At 70.5% G+C, this 16655-nt stretch carries 17 protein-coding genes and 1 pseudogene; 13 read left to right on the plus strand and 5 right to left on the minus strand.

Annotated elements, in window-relative coordinates; translation table 11 throughout:
- Positions 1 to 33 precede the first annotated feature (33 nt).
- Positions 34 to 852, minus strand: a complete 819-nt coding sequence (locus tag ABIC30_RS28535; RefSeq protein WP_354456497.1) for a putative universal stress family protein — start codon at positions 850 to 852, stop codon at positions 34 to 36.
- Positions 853 to 1104: 252 nt separating this feature from the next.
- Here ABIC30_RS28535 and ABIC30_RS28540 point away from each other — a divergent pair, with 252 nt between their 5' ends.
- From ABIC30_RS28540 to ABIC30_RS28575, 8 genes are all read left to right on the plus strand, one after another.
- Positions 1105 to 1623 (plus strand): ion channel, encoded by a 519-nt coding sequence (locus ABIC30_RS28540; protein ID WP_354456498.1) that lies wholly within the window; start codon positions 1105 to 1107, stop codon positions 1621 to 1623.
- Positions 1624 to 1705: 82 nt separating this feature from the next.
- The gene (locus ABIC30_RS28545) at positions 1706 to 1921 is read left to right on the plus strand and encodes a hypothetical protein (protein WP_354456499.1); all 216 of its coding nucleotides are present in this window, start codon (positions 1706 to 1708) and stop codon (positions 1919 to 1921) included.
- Positions 1922 to 1931: 10 nt separating this feature from the next.
- Positions 1932 to 2189: a hypothetical protein gene (locus ABIC30_RS28550; RefSeq protein ID WP_238301985.1), complete on the plus strand. Its 258-nt coding sequence runs from the start codon at positions 1932 to 1934 to the stop codon at positions 2187 to 2189.
- Entirely contained in the window at positions 2186 to 3517 is a 1332-nt protein-coding gene (locus tag ABIC30_RS28555; protein ID WP_354456500.1) for an NRAMP family divalent metal transporter, read from the plus strand. The genes ABIC30_RS28550 and ABIC30_RS28555 overlap by 4 nt, the downstream gene beginning before the upstream one ends.
- 63 nt (positions 3518 to 3580) lie before the next feature.
- Positions 3581 to 4033 carry a response regulator gene (locus ABIC30_RS28560; RefSeq protein ID WP_354456501.1) on the plus strand — a complete coding sequence of 151 codons (453 nt, stop codon included), beginning with the start codon at positions 3581 to 3583 and terminating at the stop codon, positions 4031 to 4033.
- Positions 4034 to 4081: 48 nt separating this feature from the next.
- Positions 4082 to 4729: a BON domain-containing protein gene (locus ABIC30_RS28565; protein WP_354456502.1), complete on the plus strand. Its 648-nt coding sequence runs from the start codon at positions 4082 to 4084 to the stop codon at positions 4727 to 4729.
- Positions 4730 to 4809: 80 nt separating this feature from the next.
- Positions 4810 to 5619, plus strand: a complete 810-nt coding sequence (locus ABIC30_RS28570; RefSeq protein WP_354456503.1) for a universal stress protein — start codon at positions 4810 to 4812, stop codon at positions 5617 to 5619.
- Positions 5620 to 6271: 652 nt separating this feature from the next.
- Positions 6272 to 7078, plus strand: a complete 807-nt coding sequence (locus tag ABIC30_RS28575; RefSeq protein WP_354456504.1) for a hypothetical protein — start codon at positions 6272 to 6274, stop codon at positions 7076 to 7078.
- A gap of 15 nt (positions 7079 to 7093) precedes the next feature.
- Here the strand turns inward: ABIC30_RS28575 and ABIC30_RS28580 are convergent, their stop codons facing one another.
- On the minus strand, positions 7094 to 7381 hold the full coding sequence (locus tag ABIC30_RS28580) for a site-specific integrase (protein ID WP_354456505.1): 288 nt from the start codon (positions 7379 to 7381) through the stop codon (positions 7094 to 7096).
- A 1042-nt stretch (positions 7382 to 8423) separates the two neighbouring features.
- On the opposite strand from ABIC30_RS28580, the gene ABIC30_RS28585 reads away from it, so the two are divergent.
- Both ABIC30_RS28585 and ABIC30_RS28590 read left to right on the plus strand, forming a co-directional pair.
- Positions 8424 to 8663 (plus strand): CsbD family protein, encoded by a 240-nt coding sequence (locus tag ABIC30_RS28585; protein ID WP_354456507.1) that lies wholly within the window; start codon positions 8424 to 8426, stop codon positions 8661 to 8663.
- A 184-nt stretch (positions 8664 to 8847) separates the two neighbouring features.
- Positions 8848 to 11391 (plus strand): HWE histidine kinase domain-containing protein, encoded by a 2544-nt coding sequence (locus ABIC30_RS28590; protein WP_020094364.1) that lies wholly within the window; start codon positions 8848 to 8850, stop codon positions 11389 to 11391.
- A 144-nt stretch (positions 11392 to 11535) separates the two neighbouring features.
- Here ABIC30_RS28590 and ABIC30_RS28595 read toward each other — a convergent pair.
- A pseudogene (locus ABIC30_RS28595) lies at positions 11536 to 11598 on the minus strand (hypothetical protein); the annotation flags it as partial.
- Between the two features lie 278 nt (positions 11599 to 11876).
- Here ABIC30_RS28595 and ABIC30_RS28600 point away from each other — a divergent pair.
- The 3 genes from ABIC30_RS28600 to ABIC30_RS28610 all read left to right on the plus strand — a co-directional run bounded on the left by ABIC30_RS28600 (position 11877) and on the right by ABIC30_RS28610 (position 14268).
- Positions 11877 to 13103, plus strand: coding sequence for an MFS transporter (locus ABIC30_RS28600; protein WP_042671725.1), 1227 nt, complete (start codon positions 11877 to 11879; stop codon positions 13101 to 13103).
- 74 nt (positions 13104 to 13177) lie between these two features.
- The gene (locus ABIC30_RS28605; protein ID WP_020094362.1) at positions 13178 to 13906 is read left to right on the plus strand and encodes a phosphatase PAP2 family protein; all 729 of its coding nucleotides are present in this window, start codon (positions 13178 to 13180) and stop codon (positions 13904 to 13906) included.
- Positions 13907 to 14085: 179 nt separating this feature from the next.
- On the plus strand, positions 14086 to 14268 hold the full coding sequence (locus ABIC30_RS28610) for a hypothetical protein (RefSeq protein ID WP_020094361.1): 183 nt from the start codon (positions 14086 to 14088) through the stop codon (positions 14266 to 14268).
- Here ABIC30_RS28610 and ABIC30_RS28615 read toward each other — a convergent pair.
- Together ABIC30_RS28615 and ABIC30_RS28620 are read right to left on the minus strand one after the other, a co-directional pair.
- Positions 14265 to 14681: an ester cyclase gene (locus ABIC30_RS28615; RefSeq protein WP_020094360.1), complete on the minus strand. Its 417-nt coding sequence runs from the start codon at positions 14679 to 14681 to the stop codon at positions 14265 to 14267. The genes ABIC30_RS28610 and ABIC30_RS28615 overlap by 4 nt on opposite strands.
- Before the next feature lie 438 nt (positions 14682 to 15119).
- Positions 15120 to 16646, minus strand: a complete 1527-nt coding sequence (locus ABIC30_RS28620; protein WP_020094359.1) for a GMC family oxidoreductase — start codon at positions 16644 to 16646, stop codon at positions 15120 to 15122.
- Positions 16647 to 16655: the final 9 nt, after the last annotated feature.

A 16655-nucleotide genomic window follows, 5' to 3' on the forward strand; every position in this document is an offset into this window, starting at 1 on the left:
TCCCGTCATTTCGGGCACATCCTGCCGCCCGCATCAGTGGGACATCAGGCAGCAGACGGACGCCTTCTCCAGCAGGTCTCGCGTGACCCCTCCGAAGAACCACTCCCGCAGGCGGCTGTAGCCGTAGGCGCCGGTCACGATCAGGTCGGCGCCGAACATACGCGTCGCGCCCCTCAGGTCATCGGCGACGGTCCAGCCGGAGGGCCCCGCCAGGTGCGCGCTGCCCCTCACGTCGTGCAGCGCGAGGTAGCGGACAACGTCCTCGATCTCGTGGCGGTCCTCCCCATCGCCGACTCGGAACACCTGGACCGCCTCGGCGCGACGCAGGATGGGCATGGCGTCCGACACGGCCCGACGGGTCTGGATGGTGTTCTTCCAGCCGATGACGACGCGCTTGGCTTCCAGGTGCTCGATGCCGGCTGGGACAGCCAGGACAGGCCGTCCCGACCTCATCAGCGCATCGCCGACGTCGACCGCCATCCCGGGCGTCACGCCCTCGTCGTCGGCGGGGCGCCCCACGACGACGAGGTCCGCCGCACGGGATTGTCCTTCCAGGAACGGGACCGGGGCGGCGACGTCGGAGCGCCACTCGACCCGGTCGATCAGGCAAGAGGCCTCGCGGAAGGCCTGCTCCGCGTTCGCGAGCTTGCCCAGGGCGGTCTGACGGATCTCCTCGATGACCATCCCCATGGGCACGGCGGTCTCGCCGTACCCCCGCGGGTAATCGGGCATGCAGGCGGCGACGCCGACGAGGCGGGCCCCGAGGCGCTCCGCGAGCCCAGCGGCGAGCCGGACCCGCGCCGGGGCGTGAAGCCCGTCATCGACCGCGACCATGATGCTGGCAATAGACATCGGAGCCTCCCTCGACCCGGATTGGGCGGCCACCACGGTGGAGGTCTCCGGACAGGACGGCGTTGACCTGCCTCAAGTATCAGGTCCGGGTTCGGGTAGAGGAGGAGCGCCGGCGTCATCTCCGACCCTTCTGCGACCCGGACCACGGCGTTACCGGCACGATCAAGGTCGCAGGAGCGTCACGCTTGAGGCAGGTCAACGCGGCCATTGGTGAGGTCGGGCACGACCTAGTGCCTCTAAGGGACCGAAACCATGTTCGTCGTCCTGGCCGCCAGCATCGTCCTCGTCATGGCCACCATCTTGCTGCTGTACGAGACCCTTCGCCTCACGTCGGAGCACCTTTCGGAACTGCCGGTGCCTCCGCGCTGGCGCATCGTCGCCGTGGTGCTGGCGGCCTTCGCAGGACACACGGCCGCTGTCTGGACCTACGCCGTCGCCTACTGGTTGCTGGTCCTCAGGCTCGGGCTCGGCGCCTTCTCAGGCGTGCCCATCGAGACCTTCGAGGACTGCCTTTTCGTCTCCGTGGTCGCCTACTCCTCGTTGGGCTACGGCGACCACGCCCCGGTCGGCCATGCCCGCCTGCTCACCGGCGTCGAGGCGCTCAACGGACTCCTGCTGATCGGCTGGTCCGCCTCGTTCACCTATCTCGCCATGGAGCGTTACTGGCCGCTGCACGGGAAGGCGCACGCCCATCGCGCCGCGTCGGCCCGCCACCCGGCGGACGGGGAGCCCGGTCGCAAACCACTTTTCCCGCCGACGGCGGGGACATGAACGCGGGCGCCCTTGCGCTGGATCAACGCCGGCCGGCCCGACCGGTCCAAGGTCCGCCTCGACCGGCAGGCGGAGGCGGGCGATGCGCACATACTTGGTCACCTTCCACAAGACCGTCCCGGACGACACCGGCCACGACCACCGCGTGCTGCAACGGCAGGCGGTGGTGACCGCCTGCTCGGACGTGGCAGCCGCCTACGCGGCCAAGGCGATGCTGTGCGAGGCCGACGGGGTCGTCGACTGGCGGCTGCGGGCCGACACCTGCGAGGTCTGCGAACTCGGCGAGCATGCGGCGTGAGGAGGCGAGGATGAGCCATGGGCTGACCGAACCCGTGCATTGGCAGGGGCGGCAATGGGCCGTCACCGGCTACGGCATCGAGGCGCTCGACGGGATGTACCACGTCCCGTTCGCAGACATTCCGGATACCGGGGCGGCGCGCCCGGATTGGCTCGACGCCCTGTTCCGGCGGTACGGCACGGACGGCGACGACCTGTCGGCGGCCCTGAGGGTCGCGCGCATGGTCCGGACCGAGGCGAACGCCACGGCCTCGAAGCCGGTGTCATGAGCGTCCCGTCCGTCGCGACCGGGGAGGCGGACGACCCCGAGGCTCCGAGCCCCACCGTCGGTCCCTCAAAGCCGCGCCTGCTCCGGGTACTCGGGCCCGGGCTGATCACCGGCGCCTCCGACGACGACCCGAGCGGCATCGCCACCTACGGGCAGGCCGGCGCCCAGTTCGGCTACGGGCTGTGCTGGACCATGCTCTACACCCTGCCGCTCATGGCGGCGGTGCAGATGGTCTCGGCGAGGATCGGACGCACCACCGGCCACGGCATTGCCGGCGTGCTGCGCGAGCATTACCCGAACGGCCTCCTTCAGGGCGTGGTCATCCTGCTGCTCGCCGCCAACGTCCTGAACCTCGGGGCCGATCTCGGCGCCATGGCGGACGCCCTCGCCCTGCTCGTGCCGGGCCCACGCTGGCTGTACGTGGCCCTCTTCGCCGGCACCTGCGCCTTCATGCAGCTCGCCCTGCAGTACACGCGCTACGTCGCCGTCCTGAAGTGGCTGACGCTGAGCCTGTTCGCCTATCTCGGCGTGGTGATCCTGGCCCGCGTCTCCTGGTGGGACCTCGGCGTGGCCATCGCCCTGCCGCGCATCGACCTCGGCGGGGGCGGCCTCACGGCGCTGGTGGCGCTCTTCGGGACGACGATCAGCCCATACCTGTTCTTCTGGCAGGCGGCCGAGGAGGCCGAGGACCTACACGCCTTCCCGCGCCGGCGCGATCTCCTGCACGCGCCCGAGCAAGGCGGGCACGCCCTGCACAGGATCGAGGTCGACACGCTCGTTGGCATGACGTTCTCGAACGTGGTGGCGCTCGCCATCATGGTCACCACAGCGGCCGTCCTGCACGCGAACGGCGTCACCGACATCCAGACATCCGCCCAGGCCGCGGAGGCGCTCCGCCCCCTCGCCGGACCGTTCTCGGCGACCGTCTTCGCGCTCGGCATCATCGGCACCGGGCTGCTGGCGGTCCCGGTGCTCGCGGGCTCGGCGGCCTACGCGGCCGGGGAGGCCCGGCGCTGGCCGGTGGGCTTCGGCCGGCGCCTGCTGGAGGCGCGCGCCTTCTACGGCACGGTCGCGCTCGCGACCTTGGTCGGCATGGCCGTCAGCCTCGGCGCGGTCGATCCGATCCGGGCGCTCTACTGGAGCGCGGTCGTCAACGGGGTCATCGCGGTCCCGGTCATGGCCGTGATGATGCTGGCGGCGGCGCGGGCCGACGTCATGGGCGCCTTCGCGGTGCGCGGGTGGCTCAAGATGCTCGGCTGGGTCGCCACGGCCTGCATGTCGCTCGCGGTCCTCGCCATGCTGGCGACCGCTGCGCTTCCCTTGATCTAGCGCAACGCGGTCCGGCGGACCGTCTTCATCCTCGCCCCAGCAACCGGAAGCGGGAGTCGGGCGATGCAAAAGGAACGGGACACAAGGCCGGTCGTGCTGGTCGCGGAGCCCCAGGCGCTGCCGGGCATGTGGCTGGAGGACGTCCTCACCGACGCCGGCTGCGCGGTCAGCGGCCCCTACGGTACGTGCATGGAGGCGTCCGAGACCCTGGACGAGGCTCCGCCGGACTTCGCGGTGATCAGCACCGACCTGAACCGGGGGCCCGGCTTCCCGCTCGCCTGTGCCCTGCGCCGCCAGGGCATCCCTTTCGCGCTGATCGCGGGCAACGCGAGCGTGCCGCGCGCCTTCTCGGACGTGCCGACGTTCGACCGCCTGTTCGATGCGCGGGACGTTGTCGCCGCCGTGACCGGCCGCTGCCCGGCCCGGGTAGACCGACGAGCCTGCCCGATGGCCGCACGGATCGCGGCGGGCGAGGACGTTGCGCTGGATCAATGTCCCCCAGCCTGCCGGACCTAGCCTCCGTCGAGGCCAGCGACGGCCCAGCCCTTATCGAGGAGACGAGCGATGGGCGACAAGCAGATCCGCCAGAACATCATCGACGAGCTTGAGTTCGACCCTAGCATCGACGCCGCCCATGTCGGCGTCTCCGTGGAGAACGGCATCGCCACCCTGACCGGCCATGTCGGGAGCTACACGGAACGCGTCGCCGCCGAGAAGGCCGCCCAGAAGGTGCGTGGCGTGCGCGGGGTGGTCGAGGAGATCAAGGTGCGCTTCGGCGGCGAGACGCCGCCGCGCGACGAGGACTTGGCGCGCCGCGCCGTGCAGATGCTCGACTGGTCGGTGACCGTGCCGCGGAACGCCGTGCAGGTGAAGGTCCAGGATGGCTGGGTGACGCTGTCAGGCAAGCTGGGCTGGCAATACCAAAAGGAAGAGGCCTACCGGGCGATCCGGCGGCTCGCGGGTGTGGCGGGCATCGTGAACGCCATCGAGGTGGCGCCGAAGGCGAGCGTTCCCGACGTGCGCGCTAAGATCATGGCGGCGCTCAAGCGCAGCGCCGAGCTTGAGGCGGACGCGATCAAGGTGACGGTCAAGGACGGCAAGGTCGTCCTGGAGGGCAAAGTGAACGCCTGCCACGAGCGCCGGATCGCCGAGAACGCCGCATGGTCGGCCCCGGGCGTGCGCGCCGTCGAGGACCACCTCACGCTGGCCTGAGCGCGTCCCGGCCGGGCCGTGAGCTCCGTTCGACCGGTAGGCCCGGCCTGACCTCGTTACCAACCAGCCCGGAGACATCCATGTCCTACAAGAGCGTCATGGTGGCGGTCGACCTCGGCGAGCATGCGCGAGCGCGCGTCCGGCTGGCCGCGCACGTCGCCGACGATTTCCAGGCACGCCTGATCGGCGTCGCGGCGGAGATGCCGGCCTACGACGGGGCGCCTTCCGGCCCGATCCCGGGCGGCGGATACTGCATCGCTTCCGTCCAGGAGGACGTCCTGAACGACCTCCGGCTGGCGCACGAGACGTTCAAGGAGGCCGTCGGGGGGCGGAGCCGGATCGAGTGGCGCTCCGCCCTGGACTTCCCGTCGGCGTTCCTCGGGAGGCAGTCGGCAGCCGGCGACTTGCTGGTCACAGGACGTGGCGACGACGGCAGCCCGCTCATGTCCGTGGACCCTGGGGACGCCTTGATGCGGCTCGGCATGCCGATGCTGATCGTTCCGCCGGGGCTCGACCACCTCGAAGCCCGGCGGGTCGCGGTGGCGTGGAAGAACACCCGCGAGGCGCGTCGCGCCGTGCGTGACGCGTTGCCGTTCATGAAGCGAGCTTCCGGTGTCGTGCTCATCTCGGTCGACGACGGGAAGGAAACGGATGACGCGCGGGACGTCATCGGCCTGTTGCAGTCACACGACGTCCACGCCACGGCGGTCCATAGGCATACCTACGGTGCCTCGACCGCGGAGGCGTTGGTCGAGGCGGCATCCGAGCAAGCGGCGGACCTGATCGTCGCCGGTGGTTACGGGCATGGCCGGCTTCGGGAATGGGCCTTCGGAGGCGTCACCCGCGACCTGCTCGCCGGCTGCCCCGTCTGCTGCCTGATCAGCCACTGACGCTCGGAGGATGCCGAGAAGGCCTCGCACTGCAGGCAGGCTACGATGGCCGTCCGGCGGTCCGACGGCTCCAACGCGACAACCGCGCGAATGAAGGATGGGCATCAAGCCCGGGGACGGACCCACACGAGGCCTTTTCCAATCGGCGGATTTCGGGGGCCTGCTCAAGCTCGTGCCCCCTGCTTGAGTTCGCACCCAGGCCACCGGGACAGGGGCAGCATGTTTGAGAAAAGTTTGGGTGAGAGCGCCCCGATAGCTGCAATTGGCTGCCGTTTTATGAGCCCGAGCCAACGGCCACGCTCAAGAACCTATTCCCTTCGGCAGTCCAATAAACTCAACTGCGACAGATATTTAGCGCTTCTGATCGCCGCCCGTCGCTGAGACTGTATCCAGCCGTTTTTATATAGCGGGGATTCCGTACCGGAATAGCCAACTAATTGTAATCCCTTCGCTTTTGCTTAGGGTTTGGGCCGGAGTTTGAGGATCAACGTCCGGCAACCATCCGTTGCCTGCCGTTCCCTGCATTCCGACTCGGCCGGCCGCGGGTGGCAGTTCTTACCGAGGCAGGGGCGTCGGCCGACCGTCAGGCATCCGCTGACATCTTGTTCACCGTTCCTGGTGAAGATGGCAAGGCTCAGCGCGGGCCGAAGACATGATCGACCAGAGAACCCTCGACGAGGTCGCCGACCTGCTCGTCGAGAACGGGGTGCGCGTCACATACGACCACCTGCGTGCAGCGTTCGCCGAGCGCAGCGCCTTGGCCGGCGACGGTGCGAGCCATTCAGACCGGGACATCCAGCACCCCTTCGCCGCCTGGCGGCAACGTCGACGCTACCGACCCCATCTCGCGGCGCTCGACCTCGACGAGCGCACGGAGCGGGCGCTCGGGCGCTTCCTGACGCTGGCGCGCTCGGGAGACCCGTCGGGCTTCGCCCCCTCCGAGGACGAGCCGGCCACGCGCGCGCAGGTCGACCGCATGACCGGCCGGATCGAGGACGTGCTTGCGAGCCTCGCCGCCGAGAACGAGGCCCTGCGCTCGCAGGTCGACCGGCTTATCACCGCGATGGCAGCCATGTCCGCACCCGCCCCGACCGATAAACGACCGACGGGGCGCAAGGCGGGGATTGTGGCCTCTACCTCGCTGCATTTCTGGGACCGCCTCATGCGGGCCTTCGCCGACGAGATCCGCAAGCGCGGCCCGCTCACCGCCGCGGATCTCCATGCCACCATCACCCCGGATACGCATGACTTCGCGAGGCGGAATTTCGAGCGGATCACCCCCGGCGTCGTCACGGAGAAGCTGACGACCCGGAACACGCACAACAAATACATCCGTCCCACCGACGACGGGCGCTACGAGTTGATCAGGCGCTCCCCGAAACGGCGGGTCGCCGCCGACCTGCGACGGGACCCGCCCGGTAAGGGGTCGAGCCCTTCGCTACCGCCTACCGCACCGTAACGGTGGCCGCCGCGGCTACGCGGCCGTCGCGGCAGCCGGCTTCCTTCTGTTCCTCGGGGTGAGCGGTTGCGCCTCCTGGATGGGGCTGCCGTCGAGCGGCGGCAGGCGCACCTTGGCAATGGCGGCCTTGGCGGCCTCCATCTCGGGGCCCTCGCTGTACCGGCCCAGGATCAGCCCTGACCGCTCGGGGCCGACGATGGGCGCGATCAGGTCGCCGTCGACCGCGGCCCACTTCATCTTGGTGGTGAACCAGCGACGCCAAGAGCGGAAGTTTATGAGGCTGCGCCGCTTGCACTCGACCATGTCCGCGACGCCGAGGCTGCGACGACCTGCTGCTGATGGCCCATGCCGGGCCGAACCGGACCGCCCCGGGGGCGCCTCAATAGCATGCGGCATCACTGTTTGCTGTCGGGCCGGTCGATCCGGCGGTCGCGGCCTTCATTGACCCCGCGAACCGAACTGGCCGGAGGTTGGCGACACCCTGCCACGGGAGCCGCAGCGCCCAGGGATTGACCCCGCAGCCGCAGACTGTTCAGGTGGGGCGGTGTCACAGGGGCACGGCACAGCGCGGGCGACGCGCCCAGGGTCTTAGCGTTCAGGATCAGCGGCTTAGCGGCGAACGGGCTCCAACTCCCTCCGTCTCCGCCAGCACCGCTCAACTCGATCTAAGTCTCTGGAGTGACAGCGATTTTCCGCACGTCGAGTTTTGATTTCTCCCCGCGGAAACTGGCTCGGCCAACGGCCGAAGGAATGCCCACTCGGCGCGCCCGATCGTCACGACGGCGTGTGATTCGAGCTTGAGCGGAGGAACGACTGCTTCCTGGCTCGCTTGCGAAGAGCTCCGTCCGAAGAAATGTGATCGACCGAACCGTCGCATCCTGCTTCGGCAGCATTCTCTGCGAGACCTGACTGCCCGGGTCGCCAGATCGTCAGCGTAGGTACCGACTCCGAGAACCACGCCGCGCCGGTGCCGTCGTGCTGCCTGCGATCCGGAGGCGGGATGATGTCACCCGGCATGCGCGTCGGATTGCTCCGTCCGGGTGGCGTCCAGGCGGGTACGCCGGCTTCGGCACCGGCTGACATGGGCGTGGTCGCGTCCGAAGGAGCCGCACTGAACAGGAGCGCGCGCACGAGGGCGAAGGCACATCCCTAGCGGATCCCGCTCGCGCGGAGCGCCCTTCCCCACCGGGCAGTCGAGACTTGGCCGTCGCGTCGATCCGTGCACCCGCTGGGCACGCGTCAGGACCCTCCCGTGACCGTGACCGGCCGCGCGGAACGGCGCCCGGGCGAGAGCCGTTCCCGATCCCCGTGGCCGCCCTGGTCGCGAAGGCCTGGTCGCGAAGGCCTGGTCGCGAAGGCCTGGTCGCGAAGGAGAACCGCCAGGAGCAGCACCACCGACACGATCAAGGGCCTGGCCAATGAGGCCGTCGGCAACGTGAAGCAGGGCATCGGCAGCGCGACTGACAACGACAAGCTGAAGGCCGAGGGCATGGCGCAGGAACTGAAGGGCGAAGCCCAGAAGACGACCGGGAACGTCAAGGACGGCGCCAAGCACGTCGCCGACAAGGTCACCGGCAAAGTTTGATCCGGCCGCCCGGGGCGGTTCCACGCTCCGGGCATCCCGAGGTCACGGCAACGCGTCGAAGGAAAGGATCGTGGATCCTGGCATAGGCCGGTCCTGCAACGCCCGCGCGCCGTGCCGCGTTGATCTGCGAAGACAATATCCGAACCGCAGCCGGACCCTTGCCTGCGCGCAGCATCGTGGGCCCATGGACCAGTTGAACGCGTCGCAACCGACGCCGGAGATCGACCTCTCGTCCTGCGACCGCGAGCCCATCCACATCCTCGGCGCGGTGCAGGGGTTCGGCTTCCTCATCGGGGTCTCCCCGGACTGGATCGTCACCCGCGCCTCGGACAACATCGCGACCTGGCTCGGCCAGGGTGCGGCGGCACTTCTCGGCCTGCCCCTCGATGCCGTCCTCGACCGCGAGGCTATCCACACCCTGCGCGGGCACCTGCAGACCCTGCGCGGGCCGGACGCCGTCGACCGGGTCTTCGGCCTCCGGCTCGTGCCGGGCGGCGAGCCGTTCGACGTGGCCCTCCACCGGTCCGGGGACACCATCGTCATCGAGGCCGAGCCGAGCGCCACCGAACACCTCAGCGCCGGCAACCTCGTGCGCAGCATGGTCACCCGTCTCCAGCAGACCGTGGGGTTCGACCCCCTCTGCCGCGAGGCCGCCCGCCAGATGCGGGCGCTGACCGGGTTCGACCGGGTTATGGTCTACCGCTTCGCCGCGGACCATTCGGGCGAGGTCATCGCCGAGGCGGCCCGGTCCGGCCTCGCTCCCTACCTGGGGCTGCACTACCCGGCCTCCGACATCCCCAAACAGGCCCGCGCCCTCTACGCGCGCAACTGGCTGCGCATCATCGCCGACGTCGACGACACCGGCGCCGCCGTGCTGCCCCCGCGCGATCCGGCCGGCCAGCCCCTCGACCTGTCGCTGTCGACCCTGCGGACGGTCTCGCCGATCCACCTCGAATACCTGCGCAACATGGGCGTGGCGGCCTCGCTGTCCGTGTCCATCCTGCGCGACGGTCGCCTGTGGGGCCTGTTCGCCTGCCACCACACCGAGCCGCGCCACATCTCCCTCGAGCGCCGGACCGGCGCCGAGTTGTTCGGCCAGATGTTCTCCTGGCTGCTGGAGGCCCGCGAGCGGCAGGCCGACGCCGAGCGCGAGGTCCGTTCGCGCGAGTTGCACAACCGCCTGCTGGGCGCGCTGGCCACCGGCGGCACCAACCTGGAAAGCCTCTCCGACTTCCTCGACGACCTGGCGGCGATCCTGCCCTGCGACGGCATCGGCCTGTGGGTGAACGGCGAGATCACGCTCCAGGGCTCGACCCCGACCGCGGAGGAGTTCGCCGGCCTGGTGCGCTTCCTCAACCGCACGGCCGCGAGCAAGGCCTACGCGACCGACGAGATCGGGCGCGTCCACGAACCGGGCCGCGACTTCACCGAGCGGGCGGCCGGCATGCTCGCCATCCCGGTGTCGCGCACGCCCCGGGATTTTCTGGTCTACTTCCGGCGCGAGGTCTCGCGGACCGTAACCTGGGCGGGCAACCCGGTGAAGCCCGCGACCCCGGGGCCGAACGGCGTCCGCCTGACCCCGCGCAAGAGCTTCGAGGCGTGGCGCGAGACCGTGCACGGGCGCTCGCTCCCCTGGGCCGAGGTCGAGATGCGGACCGCCGAGGCCCTGCGCATCACCCTGCTCGAGGTGATCCTGCGCCTCACCGACTCCGCCGAGAAGGAGCGCAAGGTCGCGCAGGAGCGTCAGGAACTCCTCATCGCCGAGCTCAACCACCGGGTCCGCAACATCCTGAACCTGATCCGCGGGGTGGTGACCCAGAGCCGGCCGGCGGACGGGGCGGACAGCGCCTTCGCGAACACGGTCGGCGACCGCATCCAAGCGCTCGCCCGGGCGCACGACCAGATCACCTCGAGCAACTGGGGACCGGGATCCCTGCGCGACCTCGTCATGCTGGAGGCCGGCGCCTACCTCGGACCCAAGGCCGGCCGGGTCGTGCTCGACGGCGCCGACGTCCTGCTGGAACCGCAGGCGTTCTCGACCGTCGCCCTGGTCGTCCACGAGATGATGACGAACTCGGCCAAGTACGGCGCGCTCTGCGACAGCCTCGGGCGGGTCGACCTGCGCTGGGAGCGGGACGCCCTCGACCACTTGGTGATCCGATGGCGCGAGACCGGCGGCCCGGCCGTGCGGGCGCCCACCCGGCGCGGCTTCGGCACGACCATCATCGAGCGGTCGATCCCGTACGAGCTCAAGGGCGAGGCGGAGGTGCGCTACGAACTGGCGGGCGTCGAGGCGCGCTTCACCATCCCCCCGGCCTTCGTCCAGAACGCCTCACGCGCCGCGCCGAAGGCTGTCAGGGCGGTTCACGCCGAGGCGCTGCGCGGTCTCGCGGGGTCCGTGCTGGTCGTCGAGGACAACATGATCATCGCCCTGGAGGCCGAGGAGTTGCTCACGTCGCTCGGCGCCACGAACGTGGACATGGCGTCGTCGACGCGCGAGGCGCTCCGCCTGATCGACGCGGCGCCGCCGGCCCGGGCCCTGCTCGACGTCAACCTGGGCTCCGAGACCAGCATCGCCGTCGCGCGCAGGCTGTTCGAACTGGGCATCCCCTACGCGTTCGCCACCGGCTACGGCGACGGCTTCCGCATTCCGGAAGACCTCGCCGCCGTGCCGGTGGTGAAGAAGCCCTACGGGGCGGAGGACCTCCTGCGCGCCTTCCCGGCTTGAGCCCGCGAGCCGGTGCTTGACGGGTCGGTGGTCAGGGTTACCGGTGGTTGGGGCGATGTCGGGCGCGGCGCCTGGCCCGGTGGGATGTTCCGCCACGAAACGCGCGGAGGTCGCGCGGTCCTCAGCGCGCCTCAGCTTGCCGAGGAAGCCCTCGGACTCACGGAGACGGGTTTCACGATCGCGACGCGGTGCCTCGATGCGGCGGATCTCGCCGTCGCGCCACGCGTCGAAGGCGGTGGTGCCGCTGGCCCGAAGGCGGGGTGAACGACGGCGGTGCGCGGGTCACGGCGCCGGGCCCGACAGGTCGCGGGCGGCATTCGAGACCCGGCAGGCCGGAACGGTCGCGCGCGTCGCGGGCTTCGGGCGGGTCGGCGCCGCGGTCGCCGGGCCGGAGCGCCTCTACCGGCGGTCACGCTCATTCGGGGTGGGGTCACCTCGGTTCGGTGCCGCGCCGCTCTAGGTTGGCTGAAAGGGGAGCGGACCGCATGGAGCAGGACATCGGCGAGGGGGAGCGGCCGCCCGCTTCGCGACGGCCATCCGTCTCCAGGTCCCTGGACCTCCTCAACCTCCTGCTCATCGATGTGAACGGGGCGATCAAGCCCTACCTCAACGTCTACCTCTACGTGCACCGCGGTTGGAATGATGCCTCGGTCGGGCTGGTCAGCACGGTGTCGGGCATCGTCGGCATCGTGGTGCAGACGCCCATCGGGACCGCCATCGACGCGGTGCGCGACAAGCGCGTGATCCTGCTCGGCGCCCTGGTCGCGCTCTCGCTGGCCACGCTCCTCGTCGCGCTCTTCCCGTACTTCTGGCCCGTGCTCGCGGCCTCCTGCGTGCTGGCCGCCGTCGGGGGCATGCTGAGCCCGGCCATCGCGACGCTCACGCTCGGCCTGTTCCCATCCGACCGGATCGCCGGGCGCTTCGGCCGCAACGCCGCCCTGGAGCGGACCGGGAACGTCGCCATCGCCGTGCTGATCGGGCTCGTCGGCTGGCTGTTCCCGGACCGCGCGGTGTTCCTCTTGGTCCCGGCCTGCGCCATCGTCTCGGCCGCGGCACTCTACTCCATCCCGCGCGATGCCATCGACGCGCGCCGGGCTCGCGGCGGCGGCGAGGGGGAGCAAGCCCCGGCCCGGTGGCGGACCCTGCTGACCTGCCGGCCGCTCATGGTCTTCGCGGCCTGCGTAGGGCTTTTCCATTTCGCCAACGCGCCGCTGCTGACCCTCGTCGCCCAGGAGATCGGGCAGGCGCGCCCGGACTGGTCGTCCGTCATCGTCTCCGTCTGCATCGTCGGCGCGCAGGGGGTGATGGTGCCGATGGGGCTCATCGTCGGCCGCCGGGCCGAGCGCTGGGGCCGCAAGCCCTTGCTCGTGATCGGCTTCGCCGCGCTGCCCGTGCGCGCCTTGCTCTATCTCGTCTGGCGCGACCCGTACTGGCTGATCGCGGTCCAGTGCCTCGACGGCGTCGGTGCCGGCCTGCTCAGCGCGGTGAAGCCGCTGGTCATAGCCGACATCACCCGAGGAACCGGCCGCTACAACGCCGCCCACGGCCTGATCGGGACCGTGCAGGGCGCCGGCGCTTCGCTGTCGTTCGTGATCGCCGGAACCTTGGTCCAGCAGGCGGGGTTCGATGCCGCCTATCTCGCGTGCGCCGCCGTCGCGGCGGTCGCGCTCGGGGTGCTCGTGACGCTGCTGCCCGAGACAATCCCGGAGTAGCCCCGGAGAAGCCTCGGGGCGGCCCGGCGGCGTGGCTGCGAGCGGTGAGACCTGGCACGGCTTGAGGAGGGGTGGTGAAAGATCGGATTTCCGGCCGGGGTGGCCGGCGGCTCACCGCGACGCTGGCCGTGCTCCTCTCCCTTGCCCTGCCCGTCACCGCCGCGACGCTCCACAGCACCTACGTCGACCCGGCGGCGATGGCGCTGCAGCGCGTCCTGCCGCCCCCGCCCGAAGCCGGCTCGGAATCGGCCAAGGCGGACATGCAGGCCGTGGAGGCCGCGGTCCGCGCCCGCACGCCCGACGACGAGCGGCGCATCACCGCGAACCTGCCGTGCACCCTCGACCGCTTCACCGGTGTGCTCGGCCCGGCCTTCACGGCGGAGACGATGCCGGACACCGCGGCGCTGATCGAGAGTGTGTTCCAGGACGGGGAACTCGCCGTGCTGGCGGCGAAGGCCGCCATCGCGCGGCCGCGGCCCTACACGGTGAAGCCGGACCTCGCCACGTTCGGACATCGCTCCGACAGCACGTCCTACCCGAGCGGCCACGCCACGTTCGGGTATCTCGCGGCCACGGTGCTGTCGCGCCTCGTGCCCGAGAAGCGCCAGGCGCTGTTCGCTTTCGCCGGGACCTACGGGGAGAACCGGGTGATCGCCGGCACCCATTTCCCGTCCGACCTCGAAGCCGGCAAAATCGCCGCGGCCGTCATCGCCGAGGCGCTGTTCCACGACCCGCGCTTCGAACGCGATCTCGCCCGGGCGGCTTCTGAAGTCGCGGCCCAGGGCGGCGCCTCCGGTCGGTGAGGCGAAGGCTCCTGACGCAGGATCACGAAGGCGGGAGGCGGGTTGCGGGGCGAACCCGCCTGTCTGACCGCGATCCCAGGCAATCCTGGGCACCCGCGCACGGGCCCTTGCCGCACCCGACCCAGCCCCGGAGATGGGCCGCCCGACATCCGAGCCCCGAACGACAGGAGACCGCCGGCATGTCTCACGTCACCGAGGAGATGGCCGCTGATGGGCACTTCATGGTCAAGGTCGCCGGTCGTGCCGTCACGGAGACCTGCGAGAAGCGACAGGCCAGGAAGCTCGTCCGCGCGATGCGCATCTGTCGGGCGGCCTCGTCACGCTGTTCGGCGGAAGACGAGGCTCGCCGCTGCGATGGCTAAGCCCAGCCGAGCTCTCTCACGGCCCGGGCGTCGTTCCAGATCTTCGTCAATCCGATGATGCGGTCCCCCTCGAACTGCATGACATACACGTAGTCGGTCGACGTGGATTTGCCCGTGGGCGGGCAGGGTCCGCCCTCGCCAGTGTGAGTCCCGTGGAAGACCCCGTAGGCCATCACGTTCCGGCGCTCCTCGTCGGTCGCGAAGGATCGCACCTCGTACCGACCGTCGGGGATGAAGGTCAGGAGCCCCTTCATCCACTCCGTGTAGTCCCGCAGGGAGGTCACGCCGGCCAGGGCATCGGCCTGGGCGGAGAAGGTCGCATGCGGGGCACAGTAGCGCGCGCACGCCTCCCAGCCTCCGCCGGTCTCGCAGGCATCGAAGAAGGCCTTTGCTACCGTCGTGATGTCGCCCATGCCTGGATCGCCCTTTTCCATTGCCGGAAGCGCCGATTGTAGCGGACGCCGTCCGCGCAAGCACCCTCTGCGAGGGTCTGCGCGGACGGTCATGCGGCTGGCGCCGCTTCCGACCGTATCGCGACGATCAGGAAGGCGCCTCGTTCGAGGCAGCCGCGCCATGCCCCCCGCTCCCGTGCGGGAGCGGGTTGGGGCAAGACGCTTCGAGGTCGAACGCGCCATGTCTGTGACCGTTCTCGTGTGAAGCCGGGGGAGGCGGTGGGCCGGACGCGCCGAGGCGCGCGGCCCGGCTTCTCGAAAACGGCGTCCCGACTTCGGCCGTCCCCCGGCCGAGCGCTCGAGCGCTCTCCGCCGAAGTGGATACCGGTTCGGCGTAAGAGAGCGCGTCAAGACAAAGGTTTAGAGCCGTGCCCGATTGCAACGCGATCGGGCACGGCTCTAGCCGAGCCTCCGGCCGATCGCCTCGGCGAGCATGATCGTGGTCACATTCGTCGGCGCCGAGACGATGTCGGGCATGATCGAGGCATCGACGACGTTCAGGCCGTCCACCCCGCGCACCGCCCCGCTCCCATCGACCACTGCCCACGGGTCGTCGCGGCCGCCCATCGGGACGGAGGAGGTCGGGTGGGCGTAGCCGTCGACTGCCGAGAGCACGGCTCGCCGCAGCGCGTCGTCGTCACGGACATCGGGACCGGGATACAGCTCCGCCGCGACCACGTCGCTGAACGGGGCCGTCCGGCCGATGCGCCGCGACAGGCGCACCGCTTCCAACATGCGCCTCAGGTCGGCCGGGTCCTCGAAGAAGTTGTAGCGGATGAGCGGCATGGCGCGGGGGTCGCGGCTCGTCAGCCGAACCGAGCCGACGGACCTCGGCAGCGTGACCGAGCAGGCCAGTACGATGGCCCCGCCGGTCGGGCTCTGCGCCGGATCGAAGATGTGCGTCCCCGAGATGTGAAGGTCCAACTCGTCCGGGGCGGCCTCACGCGACCGCGTCCAGATGATCGCGCCCGCGACCGGGTCCATCGCCCGCACCTCCCGCTTGAGCGCGTAGACGTTGTAGTAGAACGGATGCTCCTTGAGCCGCTCGCCGACCGGCGCGTCCTGCAGCACGGGAATGTCGAGGTCGCGCAGGTGCGCCGCCGGCCCGATGCCCGACCGCATCAGGATGGCGGGGCTGCCGAATGCCCCGGCCGAGAGGATCACCCGTCCGGCCTCCACCGTCGCGCCGCCCAGAAGCCGGAGGCCGCGCGCCCGCCGGCCGTCGAACAGCACGGCGTCGACCTCGGCGCCCCCGACGATGGCGAGGTTCGGTCGGCGCCGAACGTCCTCAGTCAGGTAGGCCATGCCCGTGTTGACGCGTCGGCCCTCGACCACGTTCAGCGGGTAGGGCGAGACGCCGTGCTGCTCCGCGCCGTTGAAGTCGGCGATGCGGGACAGGCCGGCCGCCTCCGCGGCCAGCACGAAGGCGCGCATGGAGGGGGTGATCTCCTCCATCGTGCGCTGGCGGATCGGGAAGGGCCCGGAGCGCCCGCGCCGAGCGTCGTCGCCGGCCGGCGTGTTCTCCAGTGCCCTGAAGACCGGGAGCACCTCGTCCCACGACCAGCCGTCGAGACCGCGCGCGGTCCAGCGGGCGAAATCGGACGGCCGCGCCCGCATGGCGACCGCGGCGTTCACGCCGGAGCTGCCGCCGAGCACCTTGCCGCGGATCGCGCGCACGTCGTGGCCGAGGCCGGAGCGGTCCTGGGTGTGGTAGCCCCAGTCGTGCGCCGCGTCGCCGCCGACCCAGTTCGCGTTCGCGATGACGTCCGGATACGCCCCCGGCGCGTAGGCCGGTCCGGCCTCCAGCAGAAGAACCGTCCGGTTCGGATTCTCGCTGAGCCGGCGCGCGAGCACGGCGCCCGCGGAGCCTCCGCCGGCGATGACGACGTCGAAGGCCTGATCCGGGATGGGGGCGCGGGTGGGCATGGCGGACAT

Origin of the sequence: Methylobacterium sp. 1030 (assembly GCF_040544715.1) — a bacterium.
Lineage (GTDB): Bacteria > Pseudomonadota > Alphaproteobacteria > Rhizobiales > Beijerinckiaceae > Methylobacterium.

Coding starts and splice junctions, on each gene's coding strand:
- ABIC30_RS28580 (WP_354456505.1), bottom strand. CDS start 7,381: ATGGTCGAGTGCAAGCGGCGCAGCCTCATAAACTTCCGCTCTTGGCGT.
- ABIC30_RS28535 (WP_354456497.1), bottom strand. CDS start 852: ATGTCTATTGCCAGCATCATGGTCGCGGTCGATGACGGGCTTCACGCC.
- ABIC30_RS28615 (WP_020094360.1), bottom strand. CDS start 14,681: ATGGGCGACATCACGACGGTAGCAAAGGCCTTCTTCGATGCCTGCGAG.
- ABIC30_RS28560 (WP_354456501.1), top strand. CDS start 3,581: ATGCAAAAGGAACGGGACACAAGGCCGGTCGTGCTGGTCGCGGAGCCC.
- ABIC30_RS28610 (WP_020094361.1), top strand. CDS start 14,086: ATGTCTCACGTCACCGAGGAGATGGCCGCTGATGGGCACTTCATGGTC.
- ABIC30_RS28590 (WP_020094364.1), top strand. CDS start 8,848: ATGGACCAGTTGAACGCGTCGCAACCGACGCCGGAGATCGACCTCTCG.
- ABIC30_RS28620 (WP_020094359.1), bottom strand. CDS start 16,646: ATGCCCACCCGCGCCCCCATCCCGGATCAGGCCTTCGACGTCGTCATC.
- ABIC30_RS28600 (WP_042671725.1), top strand. CDS start 11,877: ATGGAGCAGGACATCGGCGAGGGGGAGCGGCCGCCCGCTTCGCGACGG.
- ABIC30_RS28555 (WP_354456500.1), top strand. CDS start 2,186: ATGAGCGTCCCGTCCGTCGCGACCGGGGAGGCGGACGACCCCGAGGCT.
- ABIC30_RS28570 (WP_354456503.1), top strand. CDS start 4,810: ATGTCCTACAAGAGCGTCATGGTGGCGGTCGACCTCGGCGAGCATGCG.
- ABIC30_RS28545 (WP_354456499.1), top strand. CDS start 1,706: ATGCGCACATACTTGGTCACCTTCCACAAGACCGTCCCGGACGACACC.
- ABIC30_RS28575 (WP_354456504.1), top strand. CDS start 6,272: ATGATCGACCAGAGAACCCTCGACGAGGTCGCCGACCTGCTCGTCGAG.
- ABIC30_RS28565 (WP_354456502.1), top strand. CDS start 4,082: ATGGGCGACAAGCAGATCCGCCAGAACATCATCGACGAGCTTGAGTTC.
- ABIC30_RS28540 (WP_354456498.1), top strand. CDS start 1,105: ATGTTCGTCGTCCTGGCCGCCAGCATCGTCCTCGTCATGGCCACCATC.
- ABIC30_RS28550 (WP_238301985.1), top strand. CDS start 1,932: ATGAGCCATGGGCTGACCGAACCCGTGCATTGGCAGGGGCGGCAATGG.